19 protein-coding genes are annotated in these 21,335 nt (G+C 61.9%); 11 read left to right on the forward strand and 8 right to left on the reverse strand.

The window, feature by feature from the left end; all coding sequences use genetic code 11:
• Nucleotides 1-29 precede the first annotated feature (29 nt).
• The 4 genes from OUY36_RS09705 to coxB are packed head-to-tail and all read right to left on the reverse strand — an operon-like array spanning nucleotide 30 to nucleotide 4,649.
• Nucleotides 30-884, reverse strand: coding sequence for a cytochrome c oxidase assembly protein (locus OUY36_RS09705; RefSeq protein WP_267937834.1), 855 nt, complete (start codon nucleotides 882-884; stop codon nucleotides 30-32).
• Nucleotides 875-1,234 (reverse strand): hypothetical protein, encoded by a 360-nt coding sequence (locus OUY36_RS09710; RefSeq protein ID WP_267937835.1) that lies wholly within the window; start codon nucleotides 1,232-1,234, stop codon nucleotides 875-877. Before OUY36_RS09710 ends, OUY36_RS09705 begins: the two co-directional genes overlap by 10 nt.
• Nucleotides 1,234-3,762 carry a cytochrome c oxidase subunit I gene (ctaD, locus tag OUY36_RS09715; RefSeq protein WP_267937837.1) on the reverse strand — a complete coding sequence of 843 codons (2,529 nt, stop codon included), beginning with the start codon at nucleotides 3,760-3,762 and terminating at the stop codon, nucleotides 1,234-1,236. Before ctaD ends, OUY36_RS09710 begins: the two co-directional genes overlap by 1 nt.
• Complete coding sequence (coxB, locus tag OUY36_RS09720; protein WP_267937838.1) at nucleotides 3,759-4,649, reverse strand: cytochrome c oxidase subunit II; 891 nt, start codon at nucleotides 4,647-4,649, stop codon at nucleotides 3,759-3,761. Before coxB ends, ctaD begins: the two co-directional genes overlap by 4 nt.
• A 147-nt stretch (nucleotides 4,650-4,796) precedes the next feature.
• Here coxB and OUY36_RS09725 point away from each other — a divergent pair, with 147 nt between their 5' ends.
• A complete protein-coding gene (locus OUY36_RS09725; RefSeq protein WP_003301826.1) occupies nucleotides 4,797-5,276 on the forward strand; it encodes a DUF2231 domain-containing protein in 480 nt (159 codons plus the stop codon).
• A gap of 102 nt (nucleotides 5,277-5,378) precedes the next feature.
• Here OUY36_RS09725 and OUY36_RS09730 read toward each other — a convergent pair whose 3' ends face one another.
• On the reverse strand, nucleotides 5,379-5,792 hold the full coding sequence (locus tag OUY36_RS09730; RefSeq protein ID WP_102841297.1) for a CopD family protein: 414 nt from the start codon (nucleotides 5,790-5,792) through the stop codon (nucleotides 5,379-5,381).
• Nucleotides 5,793-5,910: 118 nt separating this feature from the next.
• Nucleotides 5,911-6,762: an ion transporter gene (locus OUY36_RS09735; RefSeq protein WP_267937839.1), complete on the reverse strand. Its 852-nt coding sequence runs from the start codon at nucleotides 6,760-6,762 to the stop codon at nucleotides 5,911-5,913.
• A gap of 189 nt (nucleotides 6,763-6,951) precedes the next feature.
• Between OUY36_RS09735 and moaA the strand changes: the two genes are divergently transcribed.
• The 9 genes from moaA (at nucleotide 6,952) to OUY36_RS09780 (ending at nucleotide 19,994) form a co-directional block, all read left to right on the forward strand.
• Complete coding sequence (gene moaA / locus OUY36_RS09740) at nucleotides 6,952-7,947, forward strand: GTP 3',8-cyclase MoaA (protein WP_125886587.1); 996 nt, start codon at nucleotides 6,952-6,954, stop codon at nucleotides 7,945-7,947.
• Between the two features lie 234 nt (nucleotides 7,948-8,181).
• Nucleotides 8,182-11,670, forward strand: a complete 3,489-nt coding sequence (gene smc, locus OUY36_RS09745) for a chromosome segregation protein SMC (RefSeq protein WP_267937840.1) — start codon at nucleotides 8,182-8,184, stop codon at nucleotides 11,668-11,670.
• 182 nt (nucleotides 11,671-11,852) lie between these two features.
• A complete protein-coding gene (gene zipA, locus OUY36_RS09750; RefSeq protein ID WP_042924541.1) occupies nucleotides 11,853-12,686 on the forward strand; it encodes a cell division protein ZipA in 834 nt (277 codons plus the stop codon).
• A gap of 289 nt (nucleotides 12,687-12,975) precedes the next feature.
• Nucleotides 12,976-15,342, forward strand: a complete 2,367-nt coding sequence (ligA, locus tag OUY36_RS09755; protein WP_267937841.1) for an NAD-dependent DNA ligase LigA — start codon at nucleotides 12,976-12,978, stop codon at nucleotides 15,340-15,342.
• Between the two features lie 401 nt (nucleotides 15,343-15,743).
• Entirely contained in the window at nucleotides 15,744-17,225 is a 1,482-nt protein-coding gene (locus OUY36_RS09760) for a flagellin (protein WP_267937842.1), read from the forward strand.
• A gap of 114 nt (nucleotides 17,226-17,339) precedes the next feature.
• Complete coding sequence (locus tag OUY36_RS09765; RefSeq protein WP_267937843.1) at nucleotides 17,340-17,633, forward strand: flagellar protein FlaG; 294 nt, start codon at nucleotides 17,340-17,342, stop codon at nucleotides 17,631-17,633.
• Nucleotides 17,634-17,696: 63 nt separating this feature from the next.
• Nucleotides 17,697-19,145 (forward strand): flagellar filament capping protein FliD, encoded by a 1,449-nt coding sequence (gene fliD, locus OUY36_RS09770; RefSeq protein WP_230485151.1) that lies wholly within the window; start codon nucleotides 17,697-17,699, stop codon nucleotides 19,143-19,145.
• 122 nt (nucleotides 19,146-19,267) lie between these two features.
• Nucleotides 19,268-19,654, forward strand: a complete 387-nt coding sequence (fliS, locus tag OUY36_RS09775; RefSeq protein ID WP_230485150.1) for a flagellar export chaperone FliS — start codon at nucleotides 19,268-19,270, stop codon at nucleotides 19,652-19,654.
• Between the two features lie 46 nt (nucleotides 19,655-19,700).
• Nucleotides 19,701-19,994, forward strand: a complete 294-nt coding sequence (locus OUY36_RS09780) for a flagellar protein FliT (protein WP_267938144.1) — start codon at nucleotides 19,701-19,703, stop codon at nucleotides 19,992-19,994.
• Between the two features lie 127 nt (nucleotides 19,995-20,121).
• Here the strand turns inward: OUY36_RS09780 and ppnP are convergent, their stop codons facing one another.
• Nucleotides 20,122-20,403 (reverse strand): pyrimidine/purine nucleoside phosphorylase, encoded by a 282-nt coding sequence (ppnP, locus tag OUY36_RS09785; protein WP_102841286.1) that lies wholly within the window; start codon nucleotides 20,401-20,403, stop codon nucleotides 20,122-20,124.
• Between the two features lie 76 nt (nucleotides 20,404-20,479).
• The gene (locus OUY36_RS09790; RefSeq protein ID WP_125921225.1) at nucleotides 20,480-20,821 is read right to left on the reverse strand and encodes a DMT family protein; all 342 of its coding nucleotides are present in this window, start codon (nucleotides 20,819-20,821) and stop codon (nucleotides 20,480-20,482) included.
• Between the two features lie 128 nt (nucleotides 20,822-20,949).
• Here OUY36_RS09790 and OUY36_RS09795 point away from each other — a divergent pair, with 128 nt between their 5' ends.
• Nucleotides 20,950-21,201, forward strand: coding sequence for a YkgJ family cysteine cluster protein (locus tag OUY36_RS09795; protein WP_267938147.1), 252 nt, complete (start codon nucleotides 20,950-20,952; stop codon nucleotides 21,199-21,201).
• Nucleotides 21,202-21,335 lie beyond the last annotated feature (134 nt).

Genomic DNA, 21,335 nt, shown 5'->3' on the forward strand with positions numbered 1-21,335 from the left:
CGTCGGCAAACGTGATGCCTGGCTGAGCCTTAGGTATCCGGGGCAGCGGCTCGCGTGTTCTGCCGGCGCCACATGCGGGTCAGCCAGCGCCAGGCGATCCAGCCGCCGCCGATCAGGTAGATCAGCCCGCCCGGCACCCACATGATCAGACCGGCCAGCTGCTGATCTTCCACTGAGCGGCCTTCGCCGTAGAACGACACGCTACCGAAGGTGAGCAGGGCGCCCAGCAGGCCGGTGTGTATCAGCGTCAGCAGCACTGCCATCAGCGCCTGCGGTACCTGCTTCGGGTTCGCGCGCAGCGCCGACCACCAGAACAGCCAGCCGGTGAACAGGAAGCATGCATGCTCGAAGGCGTGCCACCAGAGGTTGTCCAGCGCCAGTACATAGAGCTTCGGCGTGTGCCAGATCCAGATCACCGCACCATGCAGCAGCGCCAGCAATGTGGGATAGCGCCCGGCACGCAGAATGCCGGTCCATAGCGGCTGGGCGAAGCGCCCGGTGATGCCTCGCCATTGCGGCAGCGGCCGCGCCAGCGCCCACAGCGGCGCGATCACGATGATGAACAGCATGTGCTGGGTCATGTGCCAGGCAGTGCTGGTTTCCGCCCAGTCGTCGATAGGGCCGAACACCGAGAACACCACCAGCAGCATTGCCGCGTGAAAGCAGAGCGCTTCATGGCGCCGCGGCGGCACCTTGCGGCTACCGAGCAGGTACAGCAGCCAGGCCGCAGCCACCAGCAGGGCGGTCAGCAGCAGCGGCGCGCGGTCGAGCAGATGGGCGTCGAACAGGCCGTGGGCAAGCGCGGGCATGGGCAGGCCGAGGCTGATGGTCATCGCCAGTAGGGGTAAAAAACCCCAGCGCTTGGTTCGGGTGGTCACAGGCATGGCGGTATCTGCAGCAGCGGAATGCCGACGAACAGCGTGGCGAGGGCGGCGATGAAGTGAATGCCCGCCGCGATCTTGGTGACGAACTGCTGCCGCTCGTTCAGCGCCTCGGGTGTGCGCGACAGGCGCCAGAAATAACCGGCCATCCACAGCAGCAGCACAAGAGTCAGCACAGTGAGCACGCCGAGGCCGGCATTGAGCCAGTTCCACACACCCTGTGCCGGGTCGGGCGGGCTGAGTTTGCAGATCACCGCCTGGCCGCCATACATGGCTATGAACCACAGGCTCCAGATGATCAGGCCGATAGGGATCTGGATCGGATGGTAGGGCGACGTTCGCGCGTATTTCATCAGGCACCTCCCCAGGTCGCAGGGAACAGCACGATGGCCGCGTAACTGACCCACAGCACGCCGAGGTTGTAATACCAGAGCTGCTCGACCACCACCGGTTCGTAGGGCGCCTTGTCGCCGACATAGCCGAGCTGTACGCGCCAGGCCTGCAGGATGGTGAGCACGGCGGCCAAGGCGCAGTGAATCAGGCTATAGGCCAGCATCACGAAGATCACCGCATCATGCGCGGTTTCGGTCGGCGCCAGCCCGGCGCTCAGCATCAGCCACAGCAGCATCGCCGACTGCACCAGTGCCAGCAGCCCCAGCCATGCCAGCTGCGCCATCAAGCCGCTGTGCGGGCCGGCCCGCAGACGCTTGATCAGGCGGTGCAGCCAGAGCGTGCCGGCGCTCAGCAGCACGGCGCTGGCGAACATCAGCCAGCCGTTGAGCTGGCTCTCCGGAACCCGCCACTGCGGCGAAACGGTCCATAGGTAGAACCAGCCGAACAACAGCGAAAGGTACAGCGCGCCGTTGGCCAGCAATGTTACGCCCATGCCCCACAGGCCCGGCCCGTCGAACGTGCGTGAATGCAGCGGCGGTTCGCCGGGCTGGGTATGGGCATCCGGCGCGGCCGCTGGATGCGCGCCGTTCTCCCAGGACCAGCGAAAGAGCACGATTAGAGTCGCCACGGTCGCACCCAGTGCGACCCAGTAGAACTTGTTCAGCAGGCTCAGGCAGAGCACCGCGAGAAACACTGAGGCAATGAACGGCAGCCAGCTGTTGCCCGGCAGGTGGATGATCTCGCGGGCCTTGCCGGTCAGTGGGTCGCTGCCCCAGGTTTCCCGTCGGCCATGGTCAATCACGGTCAGTGCGTGCTCACCACGGGCGACGCTGTCGGGTAGGTCCGGGTCTTTCCACAACGGATGGCGGTCGGTCACGTCCGGCAGGCTGACGAAGTTGTAGGCGCTGGGCGGCAGGCTGGTGGCCCACTCCAGGGTATCCGCGTTCCATGGGTTCTTCGGCGCCGGAACGCCGAAACGAAAGTGCAGGACGATATCCAGCAGGATGGTTGCCACGCCCACCGCCATGATGAAGCTGCCGACCGAGGACACCAGGTTGGGCAGGTCCCAGCCGAGGCCGGTGTCATAGGTGTAGACCCGTCTCGGCATGCCGATCAGGCCGGTCCAGTGCATGATCATGAAGGTGACGTTGAAGCCGATGAAGAACAGCCAGAAGCCCCAGCGACCGAGCTTGGCCGAGGGCATGCGACCGGAGAAGTGCGGCAGCCAGTAATACAGCCCGGCCATCAGCGGGAAGACCATGCCGCCCACCAGCACGTAATGCATGTGCGCAACCACGAAGTGGGTGTCGTGTACCTGCCAGTCGAACGGCACCAGGGCGAGCATCACGCCGGTCAGGCCGCCGGCGACGAAAACGATGAGAAAGCCCACCAGCCAGAGCATCGGCACCTTGTACACCGGCTTGCCGAGCCAGAGCGTCGCCAGCCAGGCGAAGATCTGTACGCCGGTGGGGATCGCCACCAGCATGCTCGCCGCCGAGAAGAAGGCGGTGGCCAACTGCGGAATGCCGACCGTGAACATGTGGTGCACCCACAGGCCGAAACTGATGAAGCCAGTGGTCAGCACCCCCAGCACCACCCAGCGGTAGCCCACCAGCGGGCGCTGACAGAACACCGGGATCAGCGTCGAGACGATTCCCGCGCCCGGCAGGAAGATGATGTATACCTCGGGGTGACCGAACAGCCAGAACAGGTGCTGCCAGAGGATCGGGTCGCCGCCACGTGCCACATCGAAGAACGGCATCCCGGCCGCGCGCTCCAGCTCCAGCAGGATCGAGCCGAGGATCAGCGGCGGAAAGCCGACCACGATCATCATCGCCATCACCAGGATGTACCAGGCGTACAGCGGCATCTTGTGCAGCGCCATGCCGTTGGTACGGGTACGCAGGATCGACACCACCAGCTCGACCCCGGCGGAAACCGCGGAGATTTCGACGAAGGTGATGCCCAGCAGCCAGAAATCCGAGTTCACCCCCGGCGTGTGCGCCGAGCTGGACAGCGGTGTGTACATGAACCAGCCGGCCTTGGGGGCGACGTCAAGAAAGATGCTCGACAGCAGGATCAGCCCGCCGAACAGGTAGCAGTAGTAGCCCAGTGCCGATAGCCGCGGAAAGACCAGGTCGCGGGCGCCGATCATCTTCGGGATCAGGTAGACCGCAAGCCCCTCCATCATCGGCACCGCGAAGAGGAACATCATCACCGTGCCGTGCATGGTGAAGACCTGGTTGTAGACGTCCGGCTCCATCAGCTCGTAGCCGGGCAGGGCGAGCTGCGTGCGGATCAGCATCGCCAGCAGGCCGCCGACCAGGAAGAAGAACGCGCCGGTCACCAGGAAGCGCAGTCCGATGCTGGTGTGGTTGACGATGGTCAGCGCGCGCCAGCCGCGCGGGTTGCCCCAGACCTCGTTGAACTGGTCGTGCAGCTGGTCAGGGTCGGTGGCGGGCGCGCCACTGTTGCGGGTCGGGGTCATGGAGCGAGCGTCTCCAGCCAGTCGGCAAGCTGGCCGAGGGTTTCTTCGGGAATGTCGTCGTGGCGCGGCATGGCAATGCCGTGCTTGATGCTCTGATGATCGCTGAGCCAGCGGCGCAGGCCTTCGGCGTCGTTGGCAATCACTCCGGCACCCAGCGTCGGGCGGGTCGCCAGGTCGCTCAGATCCGGGGCGCGATTGCCGTCACTGACACCGGCGACGCGGTGGCACTGGCCGCAGCGCTCATCGAACACCTGGCCCGCCGCACCTGTAGGCGGCTGGTGCTCGAGGCCTCCGCGGGCGTCTATCCAGCTGGCGAATGCATCGGCTTCCAGCGCTTCGACATGCAGGATCATGTGCGCGTGCTGGCTGCCGCAGAACTCCGAACACTGCCCGCGGAAAACGCCAGTCTGCGCCGCCTGCAGGCGCAAGGTGTTGGTTCGCCCGGGGACCATGTCCAGCTTGCCCCCCAGGCGCGGCACCCAGAATGAGTGGATCACGTCGGCGCTGGTGACCTCGACGTCGACGGGCCGGTCCACCGGCAGGATGAACTGGTTGGCCGTCACCACGCCGCTTTCCGGATAACGCACCTCCCACCACCACTGATGGCCGATCACCTGAATCCGCAGCGGCTGTTCGCCTTCCACCGGCAGCGGCAACATGCTGCGCCCGGTGGGAATGCCGAAGGCCAGCAGGGCGATGATGCTGACGGTGGGCAGAACGATACCGCCGCCGATGACCCAGCGCCGGTTGATGCGCTTGGCCTCTTCGGCGCTGTGGGTTTGCGGGCGGCGCAGCATGGCGTAGATCCACAGCACGCTTATGGCCAGCAGCACCACGACGGAGAAACCGAACATCGCCCACCAGACGTTCGCTACATCGCGGGCCATCGGGCCGGCCGGTGAAAGCGCCGATTGCGGCCCGTCGCAGGCAGCGAGCAAAGGAACTGCCAGCGCCAGTGTGGTCCATTTGAAAGGGTTGCCGTCTCGCCTCGTCGCACGTACGGCTCGTTTCACTTCAATGCCTGGGAGGGCTGGATGGCCATAGAACGCGAGTCCATCAATAGCAATGCCGCCATTGGTGGCCATCCGCTGCACCCGATGATGATCCACTTTCCGGTCGCCGCGCTGATCGGGCTGGTGCCGGCCGACCTGGCCTACCTGTGGACACTCGACGAGTTCTGGTGGCGCGCAGGGTTGTGGCTGTCGGGCGTCGGCGCGATCGGCGGCTGGATCGCCAGCATTGCGGGCATCATCGACCTGGTTTCGGTCCAGCAGATCCGCCGCAAGGTCACCGCCTGGTGCCATGCGATCCTCGCGGTGATGATGCTCTCGCTGGCCTCGTTGAACTGGCTGCTGCGCTACCAGGGCTTGGATAGTGGAGACGGCGACGCGATGTGGGGGCTTTATCTCTCGCTGCTGACCGCTGTGCTGATCTCGCTGGCCGCGTTCCTCGGCGGGCGGCTGGTCTACGAGCATGCGGTCGGTGTGGATCTGGATGGCGAGCAGGCACCCTGAGTCGTCGCTCCGACGTGCCGGAAATGCCCGGCTCACGCAGGCAGGAAGGGAATGGTCGAGGCGGGCCGGGCGATCGGTCATGCGAGGTGGTCATTCCTTGAGTCAGAAGGGTTTGGCCAGTACCAGCCACAGGGTCAGGGCAATCAGAACCGGCACCAGTACACCCAGCGCCATGCATTGGTATGTGACGCCACGCTCCGGCTGGCGTTCGATGCGCAGCACCAGCACGCCGCACAGGGCGTGACAGAGCGCCATGCCCGTTACCGTCGTGAGTTTCAGGATCAGCCAGCCGGCCAGGGTGCCGTCGCGCAGGAACAGCGCCGTGCCGGAGCCGATGGCCAGCAGTGCGGCGGGGGTGCTGATGAGGGTGAAGACCATGCGGGTAAGATGGGCATGGTCGCGATAGAAGAGCTGGTCGCTGCGCTTGGTGCCGGCGGCGATCAGGGCCGGCAGATACAGCAGCGAGCCGCACCAGCAGAGCAGAGCGGCGAAGTGCAGCAGTTTGAGCAAGGGCATGCCGGTCTCCATCCTGCCTGATGCGAATCTGAGGATGTGACAGCCCTGCTGGTAGGCAGTTCGGGTGTGATCAGCGAGGTGGCCGCCGCGCGCACGGATGGGCGCGGGGTCGCTGCGCTCAGTCTGCCGTGTCCTGCTGCTTCGGCTCGAACAGTTGGCTGCCGCAGCGGCTGCAGAACGCCGCATTGGGCTCGTGGGTGAGCTTGTCGCAGGTAGGGCAATTGTGGCGCAGGCTGTCCTGGCGCATGGCGTTGGCCAGCTCGGCGGTGAAGATACCGGTCGGTACCGCGATGATCGAATAACCGGTGATCATTACCATCGTCGCCAGCGCCTTGCCCAACGGGGTATGCGGAACGATATCGCCGAAGCCGACAGTGGTCAGGGTGACCACAGCCCAGTAGATGCTTATCGGAATGCTGGTGAAGCCATTGCTTGGCCCTTCGATCACATACATCAGCGTGCCGTAGACGATGATCAGCGTGGTCACGCTGACGAGGAAAACGATGATCTTCTGCCGGCTGCCCTGCAGCGCCACGAGCAGAAAGTTGGCCTGGCTGAGGTAGGGGGTGAGCTTGAGCACGCGGAAGATCCGCAGCATGCGTACGACGCGAACCACCAGCAAATACTGGGCGTCGGGCAACAGCAGCGCAATGAAGGCGGGCAGCACCGAGAGCAGATCGACCGCACCGTAAAAGCTGAAGATGTACTTGCGTGGTTCGGGGTGGGTGTAGATGCGCAGCACATACTCAGTGGCAAAGATCGCGGTGAAACCCCACTCCAGGGCGGTCAGCAGCTGGCCGTGCCGTTCGTTGAACGAGGCGATGCTGTCGAACATCACCACGATCAGGCTGGCGAAGATGATCACCAGCAGCCAGGTATCGAAACGCTTGCCGGCCGGGGTATTGGTGAAAAAGATGATGGTGTATAGCCGCTCACGCCAGCTCATCGTTTTCAGGGAATCGTTGTCCATTCGCAGTGGTCTCTCGCACGGGTGGCAGGTTTCGCGGTCACCTGCCAAAGCGGTCCATTAAAGCATTGCGTTGCGGCGACTGCATGTCGCGTGGTGGCGTTGCAGCTGCGCCATTGGTAACGTCGCTTTGCCTGAATCGTACTTAGCGCATAGTCTGACTACAGGCGCATCCAGCAGTTGGAGAGTTCCATGCCCGATTCCCAGTTGGTCGATCCATTCGGCCGGCGCATTACCTACCTGAGGTTGTCGGTAACCGACCGCTGCGATTTTCGCTGCACCTATTGCATGAGCGAGGACATGGTCTTTGCCCCTCGCGCGCAGATTCTCACGTTGGAAGAACTCTATGCGGTGGCTGACGCCTTTATCAGTCTGGGCGTCAAGCGCATCCGCGTGACCGGTGGCGAGCCGCTGGTGCGCAAGGGGCTGACCAGCTTGCTGGCGCGCCTGGGCGAGCGCAGCGAGCTGGAAGATCTGGCCATCACCACCAACGGCTCGCAGTTGCCGAGCCTCGCTGCATCGCTGCACGAAGCCGGCGTCAAGCGGCTCAATATCAGCCTCGACTCGCTCAAGCGCGAGCGTTTTGCCGAGCTGACCCGCCGTGACCGGCTCGATCAGGTGCTCGAAGGCATCGAGGCGGCGCGCAGCGCCGGCTTCAAGCGCATCAAGCTCAACAGCGTGGTGCAGAAGGGGCGCAACGACGACGAGATTCTCGATCTGGTGGAATTCGCCATCGAGCGCGGGCTGGATATCAGCTTCATCGAAGAGATGCCACTGGGCAGCGTGTCCAGTCATCAGCGGCAGATCACCTTCTGCTCCAGCGACGAGGTGCGTGAACGCATCGAGGCGCGCCATACGCTGGTGCGCAGCAGCCATGCCACGGGTGGCCCCTCGCGCTACTGGCAAGTGGCGGGCAGCGAGACGCAGGTCGGCTTCATCTCCCCACACAGCAACAACTTCTGCGGCAGCTGCAACCGTGTGCGCATCACAGCCGAGGGCAAGTTGGTGCTGTGTCTTGGCCACGAGGGGGCGCTGGATCTGAAGAGCCTGATGCGCCGCTATCCGGGTGACAGCGAGCGCTTGCGCAATGCGCTGGTGGATGCCCTGCAGCTCAAGCCGGAAAAGCACCACTTCCGCACCGACGAGCAAGTCCAGGTGGTGCGTTTCATGAGCATGACCGGCGGCTGAGACCGTTTCGTCGTCCATTCACCGAATGGCGCTTCATTCCTGTGTTCGTCCTGTCGCCATAGAGCATGGCGAGGTGCGCGGCTGCGTTTCTGTGCGCCGACGCGCTGCGAGACAGCCGGGGCGCCGTGATAAGCTTCGCGGCTTCTTGCCAGTAGCCCAATCGATGCCAGGAATCCCGATGCTCATGGCGACTCCGCTTGTTCGTTTTCCCGCTGATCGCCACGGATAGGCCGCATGCGACTGAAAAGCATCAAACTCGCCGGCTTCAAGTCCTTCGTCGATCCCACCACGGTCAGCTTCCCCAGCAACATGGCGGCGGTGGTCGGCCCGAACGGCTGCGGCAAATCCAACATCATCGACGCCGTACGCTGGGTCATGGGCGAAAGCTCGGCGAAGAACCTGCGCGGCGAGTCGATGACCGACGTCATCTTCAATGGCTCCAACACGCGCAAGCCGGTGACCCAGGCGAGCATCGAGCTGATCTTCGACAATTCCGATGGCATGCTTACCGGCGAGTACGCCGCCTTTGCCGAAATCTCCATCCGCCGTCGCGTCACCCGTGATTCGCAGAACACCTACTTTCTCAACGGCGTGAAGTGTCGGCGCCGCGACATCACCGACATCTTCCTCGGCACCGGGCTCGGGCCGCGCAGCTATTCGATCATCGAGCAGGGCATGATCTCCAAGCTGATCGAGGCCAAGCCGGAGGATCTGCGCAACTTCATCGAAGAGGCGGCCGGCATCTCCAAGTACAAGGAGCGCCGGCGCGAAACCGAGAATCGCATCCGCCGCACTCACGAGAATCTGGCGCGCCTGACCGACCTGCGCGAAGAGCTGGAACGCCAGCTCGAGCGCCTGCACCGTCAGGCGCAGTCGGCGGAGAAGTATCAGGAGTACAAGGCCGAAGAGCGCCAGCTCAAGGCGCAGCTGTCGGCACTTCGTTGGCAGGCCTTGAACGAGCAGGTCGGTCAGCGCGAGCAGGTCATCGGCGATCAGGAGGTCGCCTTCGAAGCACTGGTGGCCGAGCAGCGCAGTGCCGATGCGAGCATCGAGCGCCTGCGGGACGGTCACCATGAGCTGTCCGAGCGTTTCAATCAGGTGCAGGGCCGCTTCTATTCGGTTGGCGGTGATATCGCACGCGTCGAGCAGAGCATCCAGCATGGCCAGCAGCGCCTGCGCCAGCTGCAGGACGACCTGCGCGAGGCGGAGCAGGCGCGCCTTGAGACCGAGTCGCACCTTGGCCACGACCGCACGCTGCTCGCTACCTTGGGTGAAGAGCTGGCGATGCTCGAGCCCGAGCAGGAGCTGTCCGACGCTGCTGCCGAGGAATCTGCCGCCCAGCTGGAAGAAGCCGAATCCGCCATGCAGGCCTGGCAGGAGCAGTGGGAGCGCTTCAACCAGCACAGCGCCGAGCCGCGCCGCGCCGCGGAAGTGCAGCAATCACGCATCCAGCAGCTGGAGCAGAGCCTGGAACGCCTGGCCGAGCGGCAGCGCCGTCTGGATGACGAGCGTGCGTTGTTGGCGGCCGACCCGGAAGATGTCGCGATCCTTGAATTGGACGAGCAGCTTGCCGCTAGTGAGCTCGAGCTCGAAGCATTCGCCGCGGCGGGCGAAGCGCTCAATGAACGTCTTGAGCAGCTGCGTGAAGAGTTGCAGCTGGCGACCCGAACCCAGCAGCAGGCGCAAGGTGAACTGCAGCGCCTGAATGGGCGAATCGCGTCGCTGGAGGCGTTGCAGCAGGCGGCGATGGAGCCGGGCAAGGGCGTCGCTGAATGGTTGCGCGAACAGGGGCTGGAGCAGCGCCCGCGGCTGGCCGATGGGCTGCGCGTCGAGCCAGGCTGGGAACTGGCCGTGGAAACCGTGCTGGGCGCGGATCTGCAGGCGGTGCTGCTGGATGATTTCGCCGAGGTCGAGCTTGCGGGCTTCCAGCACGGCGAGCTAAATCTGGCCAACGCGTCGCGTGGCGGCGTCCGCTGTCCTGGCAGTCTGCTGGAACGGGTCGAGTCGGCGCAGGATCTTTCGCCTTGGCTGAGCCGCGTGCGGCCGGTCGAATCGCTGGAGCAGGCACTGGCCGCGCACGCGTCGCTGGCCGAGGGCGAGAGTTTGGTCAGCCGCGATGGCTATTGGGTCGGCCGGCATTTTCTGCGTGTGCGTCGCGCTAGCGAGGCGGAGTCCGGCGTACTGGCGCGCGGTCAGGAGCTGCAGCGCTTGTTGGCCGAGCGTGACGAGCGCGAAGCGAGCCTGGCGACGATGGAGGACCGCATCGCCGAGCTGGGCGGCGAGCAGTCCCGTCTGGAAGGCGAGCGCGAACAGCAGCGTCGTCAGCAACAGGAAGAAGCACGCAAGCATGGCGACCTCAAGGCCAAGCTGTCGGCCGGCCAGGCACGCCTGGAACAGCTGGCGCTGCGCCGTCGTCGGCTGGACGAAGAGCTGGCCGAGCAGCAGGAACAGCGCGAAATCGAGACCGAACAGCTGGGCGAAGCGCGCCTGCAGCTGCAAGAAGCGCTGGAAGCGATGGCGCAGGATACCGAACAGCGCGAGACGCTGCTGGCCAGCCGCGACGGCATCCGTGAGCGGCTCGATCGTATTCGCCAGGAGGCGCGGCAGCATAAGGATCATGCCCATCAGCTGGCGTTGCGGGTCGGTTCGCTCAGGGCGCAGCACGAGTCGACTCGCCAGGCTCTGGAGCGGTTGGAACAGCAGTTCGAACGCGCCGTCGAGCGCCGCGAGCAGCTGACGCTGAACCTGGAGGAGGGTGAGGCACCGCTGGAAGAGCTGCGCATGAAGCTCGAAGAGCTGCTGGAGCGGCGCATGGGCGTCGAGGATGAACTCAAGCATGCGCGTCTGGCGCTGGAAGACGCCGATCGCGAACTGCGCGATGCGGAGAAACGCCGTACCCAGGCCGAACAACAGGCGCAGCTGCTGCGGGGGCAACTGGAGCAACAGCGCCTGGGCTGGCAAGAACTGAGCGTCCGGCGCAAGGCGCTGCAGGATCAGCTGCACGAGGACGGCTACGACCTGCATGGCGTGCTCGCCACGCTTCCCGGCGACGCCAGCGAGCAGACCTGGGAAGCGGAGTTGGAGCGCTTGGCTCAGCGTATCCAGCGTCTGGGGCCGATCAACCTGGCGGCGATCGACGAATACCAGCAGCAGTCCGAACGCAAGCGCTATCTCGATGCGCAGAACGACGACCTCGTCGAAGCGCTGGACACGCTGGAAAACGTCATCCGCAAGATCGACCGTGAAACCCGCAACCGCTTCAAGGAAACCTTCGACCAGATCAACAGTGGCCTGCAGGCGCTCTTTCCAAAAGTGTTCGGCGGTGGCAATGCTTATCTGGAACTTACCGGAGAAGATTTACTCGATACCGGGGTGGCGATCATGGCGCGTCCGCCCGGAAAGAAGAACAGCACCATTCACCTGCTTTCCGGTGGCGAAAAGGCATTGACTGCGCTGGCGCTGGTGTTTGCGATCTTCCAGCTAAACCCGGCACCGTTCTGCATGCTGGATGAAGTCGATGCTCCACTGGACGACGCCAACGTCGGCCGTTATGCACGACTGGTCAAGGAAATGTCGGAGAAAGTGCAGTTCATCTACATCACCCACAACAAGATCGCCATGGAAATGGCCGATCAGCTGATGGGCGTGACGATGCATGAACCGGGTTGTTCACGGTTGGTGGCGGTCGATGTCGAACAGGCCGTGGCACTGGCCGAAGCATGAGGATTAAGCCGCGCATTTGAGCGTTTTTGATACTGAAGAGCCCATAAAAAGAGAACTACCGCACGGTGCAAATCTACCGTTCGTCGTGCTAGCTTAGGGCACAATTTTTACGATGCGCTGAGAGCAGTCCCAGGTGACCGCTTGTTGCGTCTTTATCATCGAATTCAGAGGTTAATGCATTAATGGATATCGGTCTGCGCGAGTGGCTGATCGTCATCGGCATCATCGTCATTGCCGGCATTTTGTTCGACGGCTGGCGTCGCATGCGCGGTGGCAAGGGCAAGCTGAAATTCAAGCTGGACCGCAGCCTTTCCAACCTTCCCGATGTCGATGATTCCACCGAGCTGTTAGGGCCGGCTCGCGTGGTGGATCGTGAGCATGAGCCTTCGCTGGACGAAGCCGACATGCCGCCGGTGAGCGCCCGCCAGTCTGGTCGCGACGCGGGCAAGAAGCGCCGGCATAGCGAGCCTTACCAGGGCGATCTGCAACTGAGCACTGACGAGCCGGTGCCGACCCTGCTGGATCCGGTCGTCGGCGACGCGGACGATGTCGAGGCGCAGCCGGCGAAAGAGCAGGCACCGGTGGAAGAAGTGCTGGTCATCAACGTCATCTGCCGCGATCCGCACGGCTTCCGTGGCCCGGCATTGCTGCAGAACATCCTGGAAAGCGGCCTGCGCTTCGGTGAGATGGACATCTTCCACCGCCACGAAAGCATGGCCGGGAATGGTGAGGTGCTGTTCTCCATGGCCAATGCAGTCAAGCCCGGCACCTTCGATCTGGACGATATCGATCATTTCACCACACCGGCCGTGAGCTTCTTCCTCGGATTGCCGGGGCCGCGTCATCCCAAGCAGGCCTTCGATGTCATGGTCGCCGCGGCGCGCAAGCTGTCCCAGGAGCTCAACGGTGAGCTGAAGGACGACCAGCGCAGTGTGCTGACCGCCCAGACCATCGAACACTACCGCCAGCGCATCGTCGAGTTCGAACGCCGACAGATGACCATCAAGCAACGCTGATAATTCACAGCACCGGGCCTCGCGCCCGGTGTTGCGTTTGATTGGGCAGACTCGCTTTCACTGGCCTGCCGCCTCGCTCTGCAGACTGTCGTAGGGTGGGCTTCAGCCCACCGGCACTTCGCTTCAGCGCGTCGTCACGCAACGCTGCCTGCCCAGTCCGACCCCAGCCAACAGAACCTGCAGACCTGCCTTCGGACTCGCATTCGGCTAGAATCCGACGCCTTCCATATCAACCAAGGCGCGCTGATGCGGTCTGAATCAGCACAGCCCCAGTCACGGCTCCGTCCCTATGCCTTCCGCCCAAACCGCCGCCGAGCGAATTGCCGAACTGCGCAGCGAAATCGACGCCCACAACTACCGCTACTACGTGCTCGACGAACCCAGCGTTCCCGATGCCGAGTACGACCGTCTGTTCAATGAGCTCAAGGCGCTCGAGGCGGAGCACCCGGAGCTGGTGACACCCGAGTCGCCAACCCAGCGGGTCGGCGGAGCGGCGCTGGCGGCGTTCGGTCAGGTGCGCTACGAAGTGCCGATGCTGAGTCTGGGCAATGCCTTCGAGGAGCAGGATCTGCTCGATTTCGACCGCCGCGTGCGCGAAGGGCTGGATTTGCCGGCAGGTGACCTGTTCGGCGATGGCGCTGTAGTCGAGTACAGCTGCGAACCCAAACTGGATGGTCTGGCGGTCAGCCTGCTTTATGAGAACGGCCATCTGGTGCGCGGCGCCACCCGCGGCGATGGCAGCACGGGTGAGGACATCAGCGCCAATGTGCGCACCGTTCGCAACATCCCGCTCAAGCTGCATGGCAGTGGCTGGCCGGCGGTGCTCGAGGTGCGCGGCGAAATCTACATGCCCAAGGCGGGGTTTGAAGCGCTGAATGCGCGGCAGCTGGAAAGCGGCGGCAAAACCTTCGCCAATCCCCGTAACGCCGCTGCTGGAAGCCTGCGTCAGCTGGATTCGAAGATCACTGCCAGCCGTCCGCTGGAACTTTGTGCCTACGGCGTAGGGCGCAGCGATGGCGAGCTGCCGGGTACGCACATCGGTATTCTCCAGGCGCTGAAAAGCTGGGGCCTGCCCATCAGCCGTGAGCTGAAACTGGCCAGGGGCGTCGCCGAATGCCGCGCCTATTACGACGCCATCGGTGAAAAGCGCGACGCGCTGCCGTATGAGATCGACGGTGTGGTGTTCAAGGTCAACGCGGTCGCGCAGCAGCGTGAGCTGGGCTTCCGGGCGCGCGAGCCGCGCTGGGCCATCGCCCACAAGTTTCCCGCGCGGGAGGAAATCACCGAACTGCTCGATGTGGAATTCCAGGTCGGCCGTACCGGCGCGATCACCCCGGTCGCCCGGTTGAAGCCGGTGCAGGTGGCGGGCGTTACGGTTTCCAACGCGACGCTGCACAACATGGACGAAGTGGCGCGCCTGGGCGTGATGATCGGCGATACGGTGATCGTGCGCCGTGCAGGCGATGTGATTCCCCAGATCCTTGGCGTAATCGCCGAACGCCGCCCGGTCGGCGCGCGCGCCGTGCATGTGCCGGAGCAGTGCCCGGTGTGCGGTTCTGCCGTGGAGCGTACCCAGCTGATCAAGCGCAGCAAGGGGCGTGAGTCGGTGAGCGAAGGCTCGATCTACCGTTGCGTCGGCCGGCTGGCCTGTCAGGCGCAGCTTAAGCAGGCGATCATCCATTTCGTCTCGCGTCGTGCGATGGATATCGACGGCCTGGGTGACAAGATCGTCGAGCAGCTGGTCGACAGGGGGTTGGTCAAATCGCCGGCGGATCTCTACTGCCTGACCCATGAGCAGGTCATCGATCTGGAAGGTTTCGCCGAAATTTCCACGCGCAACCTGCTCAACGCCATCGATGCCAGCCGCAAACCGAGCCTCGCAAGGTTCGTCTACGCCCTCGGCATACCAGACGTCGGTGAAGAAACCGCCAAATTGCTGGCACGCGCGCTGGGTTCCCTGGAGCGAATCAGCCGGGCATTGCCGGACGTGCTCGTCTACCTGCCTGACGTGGGGCTCGAAGTCGCTCATGAAATCCATAGCTTCTTCGAGGACGAACACAACCGCACGGTCATCGCGCTGCTGCGCGAGCGCGGCGTCGAACCACAGGAGGAGGGCGATGTACATCCCGAGTTCGCCGCCTGCGCGACACTGGCTGACCTGCTCGACCGGCTCAACATTCCTCATATCGCCCGCACCGGTGCCCAGCGGCTGACAGAGCGTTTCGGCACGCTCGAAGCAATCATCGCCGCCGACTGGCTCGATCTGCGTCAGGTTGAACGGCTGAACGAAAAGGCCGCGCGCTCCCTGCGCGACTACTTCGACAAACCCGAGAGCGCCGAACGCGCCCGCGCTATCGAAGCCCAGCTGCGGGAGTTCGGTATGCACTGGGAGAGCGAGAGGAAGTCTGCGGAAGGCCTGCCGCTGGCCGGGCAGACCTGGGTACTTACCGGCACGCTGGAAACCATGAGTCGTGATGAAGGCAAGGCGCGGCTGGAGGCTTTGGGGGCAAAGGTCGCCGGGTCCGTATCCGCCAAAACAAACTGCGTAGTGGCGGGCCCAGGCGCGGGGTCGAAGCTCACCAAAGCCAACGAACTCGGCGTGACGGTGCTCGACGAAGCGCAATTCCTCGAGCATCTCGCACAGCTTGGTTCATAGCACGTCAGCAACGCCTCATCCCAGCGAGCTTCGCTGTCATACCCGCTCCCCAAATGTTTCACCGAATTGGTGGGAGCGGCCTTCGGCGGGAATGCGTTAGCAAAGCTCGCCAGCAGTGAGCGAGCCCCTTTGACTCCAGGTCAGGGAACAGCTGCAGCTTTCCCCTAAAGTTTTCCTCGCCTCACCCGAAAAGCTAGTCAAGCAAGTCCGCAGTATGGATGTGCTGGCGTAGCGTTGGAGCGGTACCGGGCTCACGAAAAAGTTCGAATCTGCCCTAAAGCCAACCCAAACGGCGCCGATAAGCTAATCGAATGCGAACTCAATGGGTGCCTGGGCACAAGCCGGCCCGGAGTCGCAAGCTCAGGCAACCAAAGTAACTAGCGCCCTTGGAGGCAAACACCATGGCTCTTACCGTCAATACCAACATTGCTTCGCTGAATACTCAGCGCAACCTCAGCAACTCTTCCAATGCGCTGGCCACCTCCATGCAGCGCCTGTCCACCGGTAGCCGCATCAACAGCGCTAAGGACGACGCCGCTGGTCTGCAGATTTCCAACCGCCTGACCAGTCAGATCAGCGGCTTGGGAGTTGCCGTTCGTAACGCCAACGATGGAATCTCCTTGGCACAAACTGCAGAAGGGGCACTGCAGCAGTCAACAAACATTCTCCAGCGCATGCGTGACCTTTCGCTGCAGTCAGCTAATGGAAGTAATGATGGGTCAGATCGAGCATCCCTTCAGAAGGAAGTAGCTCAGCTGCAGTCTGAGCTAACCAGGATTGCGGACACGACTACGTTCGGTGGGCGCAAGTTGTTGGACGGTACCTTTGGAACGAGCTCCTTTCAGGTCGGCTCGAATGCAAATGAAACTATTAACGTGGCCTTGAAAGGAGCGTCTGCTAACTCGCTGGGCACGAATTTCAACGACCTTACGGGTGCGGCAGCAGGCGATATCGGCACGGTCTCTGCAGCCAATGCGGTCGCTGCTACGGCGCTGAACATTACGGGGCCTCAGGGCAGTAATGCCGCAGCAATTAACGTTGGGGCAGGGGCGTCTGCAAAGGCCACAGCCGCAGCCATTAATGCTGAAACCGGTAATACCGGTGTTGCTGCAGACGCGCGCACAGGGTTGCAGCTTTCTACGCTGTCAGGAGCTGCCACTTACACCTTTAATTTGCAGGGTGCAAACTCCAGCGCTGTAGCTATCACAGCGACTGCAACCTCAGCGACCGATTTTGCCGACTTTGCTGATAAGATTAACGCGGTTAGTAGTAGCACTGGGATCGTCGCTGTGGCCGACTCGTCTGGTAAGCTTCAACTGATAAGCGAAGCTGGCGATGATATTAAGATTACTAACTTCGCTGGCAACGCTACTGGCGACCAGTCGGTAGTAGCTACCGCGCTCGATTATGAAGGTAAAGCTACGACTAGTACATTCACTATCACCGAGACTAGTGCTGCAGCTGCTACTGCGGTTGGTGTTGTTCGCACTACTAGTTCTGGGGCGTTCTCGATTACCGCTGATACAGCTGATGTTACTGGTGCTATTGGCACCGAAACCTCGGCGTTGAAAGCGATTTCTAGCGTAAACATTAGTACCCAAGGCGGTGCCCAATCTGCTATCGCCATTATCGACTCGGCATTAGCCAGTATTGATAGCCAGCGCGCAGATTTGGGTGCGGTGCAGAATCGCTTCGACAATACCATCGCTAACCTACAGAGCATCTCCGAGAACGTTTCCGCTGCCCGCGGCCGCATCCAGGACACCGACTTCGCTGCCGAAACTGCAAATCTGAGCAAGAACCAGATTCTGCAACAAGCCGGTACCGCGATCCTGGCTCAGGCCAAGCAGCTGCCGCAGGCCGTTCTCAGCTTGCTGCAGTAAGCGAGGCTTACCGATGGGGTGGTTAATCCACCCCATCGATTCATTGAGAGGTGAATCATGGACGTCGCAAGAGCAGCCAGTGCCACACTTGCGTCATCCTCGTCGAGCAATGCAATGCCCAGCTTTCGTCAGGAGGCTGGGCTTTCGTCGTTGCAGGACGAGGGTGGCGTTGGCAAGGCGCCACAAAATGTAGATGTAAACGAAGCAGTAGAGCGAATTCGCACGCAGGTGCAGAACTTGCAGCGCGATTTGAACTTCAGCGTGGATGATTCCTCCGGTCAGGTTGTAGTACAGGTGCTGGACGGCGACTCGGGCAAAGTGGTGCGGCAGATTCCATCCGAGGATATCCTGCGCCTGGCAGAGCGTTTGGATGAGATGCGCAGCCTGTTGTTCGAGGCCAAGGCCTAGGCACGTTTCTTGTTTGGTTTTAGATCTAGTACGGTCGCGTGGTTTATTTGACGAGGTGAAGCTATGGCAGGCGTAACAGGCATCGGTTCCGGGATCGACATCGACAGCATCGTGGCCAGCATGGTGGCTGCCGAGCGCGCGCCCAAGGAAACCCAGCTTGCAACCCTCGAAAAGAAGACCACTACGCGGATCACGGCGGTTGGCGCGCTAAAGGGTGCAATCAGTGATTTCCAGACTGCACTGGGTGCGCTAAACAAGCCAGAGCTGTTCCAAGCGCGCTCGGCTACCTCCAGCAAGTCGGACTTCGTGGGCGTTACGGCGACAACCACCGCGGGAGCTGGCAGCTATCAACTGGAAGTCAAATCACTGGCGAGCAGCAGCAAGGTTGCATTGGCCGCGATTCCCAATACGGCCGAAGCCCCTGCGCGTTTTACCAGTGGAACGTTCGAGGTCTCGCTTGGTGTGCCAGGCATCCCGCCCGCGCCGAACACCAAGGAATCCTTTTCCGTCACGATTGACGAGGACAACAACACGCTCGTCGGTGTGCGTGATGCAATCAACACGGCCGGGAAAGACATGGGGGTTAGCGCCACCATCGTTACGGACGAGTATGGTTCTCGACTGGTGCTGAGTAGCAGCAAGACGGGCGCAGGGCGCGATATTACTGTCACTGCAACCGGGGCAGACGAACCAGGGCTCATCGGTCTTTCCGCATTGAACTTCGACGGTACCTCAGGCACCGGCAAAGATGCTCGCGTGTTGACCTCGGCACAGAGTGCTGAATTGTATGTCGACGGTTTGAAGGTAATCAGCGAAACCAACAAAGTCGATGGTGCCATTGAGGGCGTCACGCTCGACCTTAAGGCCAAAACCGTTGCAAACGAACCGCTGACCATCGCGGTGGCGGAAGACAAGGCGGGGGTTAAAAAGCAGATCCAGTCCTTTGTCGACAGCTACAACAAGCTGATCGGTGTGATTAACGCGCAGACCAAGGTCACATCGGTAGGCGAGGATAAGGCGCCGGTCGCGGGAGCACTGGTAGGTGATGCCACGGCGCGTACCCTGCTCAACACGATTCGCAACGAGTTGGTTAACGTGCAGGGTGATGGTGCACTGCGTGCGCTGACCGATATTGGTATCACCACACAGAAGGATGGCACGCTCGCCATTGACAGCGCCAAGCTGGACAAGGCGATGGCCGGTAATTTCGGCGAATTGTCGGGCCTGTTCACAGGTGACAAGGGGTTGGCTTCCAGGCTTGATGCGAAGCTGAAGCCATACACCGAGACCGGTGGAATACTCGAGCAGCGCAACAAGGCAATGACCGAGACGATCACTAAGATAGATGATCAGAAAGAGGCGCTCACCCGCCGTATCACCTCGCTTCAGGAGCGACTGTACAAGCAGTTCAATGCAATGGATCTGTTGGTGGGGCAGTTGTCTAATACGTCTTCGAGCCTTCTCGCGTCGCTGGAGAATCTGCCTTGGGCAGCAAGCAATTCGAAAAAGTAGGCCAGGCTGCTTATACAAGAACCGCCGGTAGGCGGTTTTTTGTTTGCAAAACAAACTCAAGTCCTGCGCCAGATGACCGATAAACAGGCATGTGAGATCGATGTGGCAAGGGGCTCATCCAAATGAATGCTATGGCAGCAATGCGGCAATACCAGCAGGTTGGCGTAAAAGCTCAGGTTACCGAGGCCGACCCGCATCGCCTGATTCAGATGCTGATGCAAGGCGGTTTGGATCGTATCGCTCAGGCCAAAGGTGCGATGGAGCGTGATGCTTTCGCTGAGAAGGGTGTGCTGATCGGCAAGGCCATCAATATCATAGGTGGGCTGCGTGATGCGCTTGATCAGGATGTTGGCGGCGAGCTGGCGGCCAACCTTGATCGCCTGTACGAATACATGACGATGCGCCTGTTCGAAGCGAGTCGACATAATGATGTCGACAAACTGAATGAAGTGGGCAAGCTTCTGGGTGAGATAAAGCTGGCTTGGGATCAGATTGCGCCCAGGGGCTGATTCGCCCGAAGCAGGTTCGTTGGCTTACCGCGTTTTCGGGGAAAAGATGTCGTTGAAGAAGCAAGCCTTTGCCGCTTTGGCGCAAAAGCTCCGCGGCGCACTGAGTGCAGGGGAGTGGGATGCGGTCAGCTCGCTGGATCATGAGTGCAGCGCGCTGGTGGCATCATTGTGCGACGAAGATGCAGCTGATGCCGGGCTGCGTGCAGAAATCGACGCAGTGGCGGCTCTGTATGATGAGCTCCAGCAGGCTGGGCGCGCTGAGCGTGAGCGGCTGGCCGCGGAGCTGACCAAGCTGAATCAGGCCAAGCAGGTCAGCCGTGCTTACGGGTCGTTAGGCTAGGCGCCCGTTACGCTGGATCATTCGCGCGGCGAAGAGCTGGGCGGTACCGAGGGTGCGTGGGAGTAGGGTGGATGACGCTTCGCTCATCCACCGCGAACCCACCGTCTCCGGCAGTGCTCGCTGCGTCTCAGCGGTACTCGCACAGATACGCGGTGTCTACCTTGACCTTCAGCTGAAATTTGCTGTTCGCGGGTACGGTGAACTGGCTGCCGCTGGCAAAGGTTTCCCAGGCATCGCTACCCGGCAGTTTCACGTCCAGGCTGCCAGCAACTACGTGCATGACTTCCAGTTGCGCAGTGCCGAATTCGTATTCACCTGGCGCCATGACGCCGATCGTGGCAGGGCCTTCAGCCATGTCGAATGCGATGGATTTGACGGTGCCGTCGAAGTACTCGTTTACCTTGAACATTTGGGTGCCTTTGCAGGATTGGAAAAGGGGCGCCAGTATGCCCAAGCGCCTGGGCTGGCGTCACCTGGCATGCGTGCTAGCTGCGGAATATGAAGTACACGGCACCGATCAGGCAAAGCCCTGCCCATAGATAATCGAGCTTCAATGGCTGCTGCATGTACAGCACGCTGAACGGAACGAACACCATCAGGGTGATTACCTCCTGCATGATCTTCAGTTGGCCGATCGACAGCTCGGTATAGCCGATGCGGTTTGCTGGCACCATCAGCATGTACTCGAAGAATGCGATACCCCAGCTGATCAATGCGGCGATAAGCCAGGGTTTACCGTTCAGGCTTTTCAGGTGGCCGTACCAGGCGAAGGTCATGAACAGGTTGGAGCAGCAGAGCAGGGCGGCGGTTTGCAACCAGATAGGCATGATGGGGTGGGGCTCGAAATACTGACGCGCTAGCGTATTTCCAGGCGGTGCCGCGTGCAATGGCCATCTGGTGCGCACGCTTCTGTCGGATTATCATCGCGCCCGTTTTTTCACTGAGTGGCAGTTTTATGGATTGTCGCCCCGGTTGCGGTGCCTGCTGCATCGCGCCTTCCATCAGCTCACCTATTCCCGGAATGCCACACGGTAAACGCGCTGGGGAGCGCTGTGTTCAATTAAGCGCTGACTTTCTCTGTTTGCTGTTCGGTGATCCGCGGCGGCCGGCCGTGTGCTCGGCTTTTTCGGCAGACCCTGTTTGTTGTGGGGAAAGCAGGGAGGACGCGATTCGTCTGCTTGGCTGGCTGGAGCAGGCGACGGCGTAGCGATAGTCCCTGATGGTACTGCCTAGAGGCGTCGTCCTCTAGGGGTTCCGGCTCGTACTTACGCACTACAACTAATGGTCCTGCAAAAGCAAAAAAGGCTGCCCAAAGGCAGCCTTTTTTGTGCGCGGGGTTTG

Origin of the sequence: Stutzerimonas sp. R40042, assembly GCF_026642215.1 — a bacterium.
GTDB lineage: Bacteria > Pseudomonadota > Gammaproteobacteria > Pseudomonadales > Pseudomonadaceae > Stutzerimonas > Stutzerimonas frequens.

What these genes read in the sequence shown, in the direction of transcription:
- OUY36_RS09705 (WP_267937834.1), bottom strand. Translation starts at nt 884, where the DNA reads ATGCCTGTGACCACCCGAACCAAGCGCTGGGGTTTTTTACCCCTACTG.
- OUY36_RS09710 (WP_267937835.1), bottom strand. Translation starts at nt 1,234, where the DNA reads ATGAAATACGCGCGAACGTCGCCCTACCATCCGATCCAGATCCCTATC.
- ctaD (WP_267937837.1), bottom strand. Translation starts at nt 3,762, where the DNA reads ATGACCCCGACCCGCAACAGTGGCGCGCCCGCCACCGACCCTGACCAG.
- coxB (WP_267937838.1), bottom strand. Translation starts at nt 4,649, where the DNA reads ATGGCCCGCGATGTAGCGAACGTCTGGTGGGCGATGTTCGGTTTCTCC.
- OUY36_RS09725 (WP_003301826.1), top strand. Translation starts at nt 4,797, where the DNA reads ATGGCCATAGAACGCGAGTCCATCAATAGCAATGCCGCCATTGGTGGC.
- OUY36_RS09730 (WP_102841297.1), bottom strand. Translation starts at nt 5,792, where the DNA reads ATGCCCTTGCTCAAACTGCTGCACTTCGCCGCTCTGCTCTGCTGGTGC.
- OUY36_RS09735 (WP_267937839.1), bottom strand. Translation starts at nt 6,762, where the DNA reads ATGGACAACGATTCCCTGAAAACGATGAGCTGGCGTGAGCGGCTATAC.
- moaA (WP_125886587.1), top strand. Translation starts at nt 6,952, where the DNA reads ATGCCCGATTCCCAGTTGGTCGATCCATTCGGCCGGCGCATTACCTAC.
- smc (WP_267937840.1), top strand. Translation starts at nt 8,182, where the DNA reads ATGCGACTGAAAAGCATCAAACTCGCCGGCTTCAAGTCCTTCGTCGAT.
- zipA (WP_042924541.1), top strand. Translation starts at nt 11,853, where the DNA reads ATGGATATCGGTCTGCGCGAGTGGCTGATCGTCATCGGCATCATCGTC.
- ligA (WP_267937841.1), top strand. Translation starts at nt 12,976, where the DNA reads ATGCCTTCCGCCCAAACCGCCGCCGAGCGAATTGCCGAACTGCGCAGC.
- OUY36_RS09760 (WP_267937842.1), top strand. Translation starts at nt 15,744, where the DNA reads ATGGCTCTTACCGTCAATACCAACATTGCTTCGCTGAATACTCAGCGC.
- OUY36_RS09765 (WP_267937843.1), top strand. Translation starts at nt 17,340, where the DNA reads ATGCCCAGCTTTCGTCAGGAGGCTGGGCTTTCGTCGTTGCAGGACGAG.
- fliD (WP_230485151.1), top strand. Translation starts at nt 17,697, where the DNA reads ATGGCAGGCGTAACAGGCATCGGTTCCGGGATCGACATCGACAGCATC.
- fliS (WP_230485150.1), top strand. Translation starts at nt 19,268, where the DNA reads ATGAATGCTATGGCAGCAATGCGGCAATACCAGCAGGTTGGCGTAAAA.
- OUY36_RS09780 (WP_267938144.1), top strand. Translation starts at nt 19,701, where the DNA reads ATGTCGTTGAAGAAGCAAGCCTTTGCCGCTTTGGCGCAAAAGCTCCGC.
- ppnP (WP_102841286.1), bottom strand. Translation starts at nt 20,403, where the DNA reads ATGTTCAAGGTAAACGAGTACTTCGACGGCACCGTCAAATCCATCGCA.
- OUY36_RS09790 (WP_125921225.1), bottom strand. Translation starts at nt 20,821, where the DNA reads ATGCCTATCTGGTTGCAAACCGCCGCCCTGCTCTGCTGCTCCAACCTG.
- OUY36_RS09795 (WP_267938147.1), top strand. Translation starts at nt 20,950, where the DNA reads ATGGATTGTCGCCCCGGTTGCGGTGCCTGCTGCATCGCGCCTTCCATC.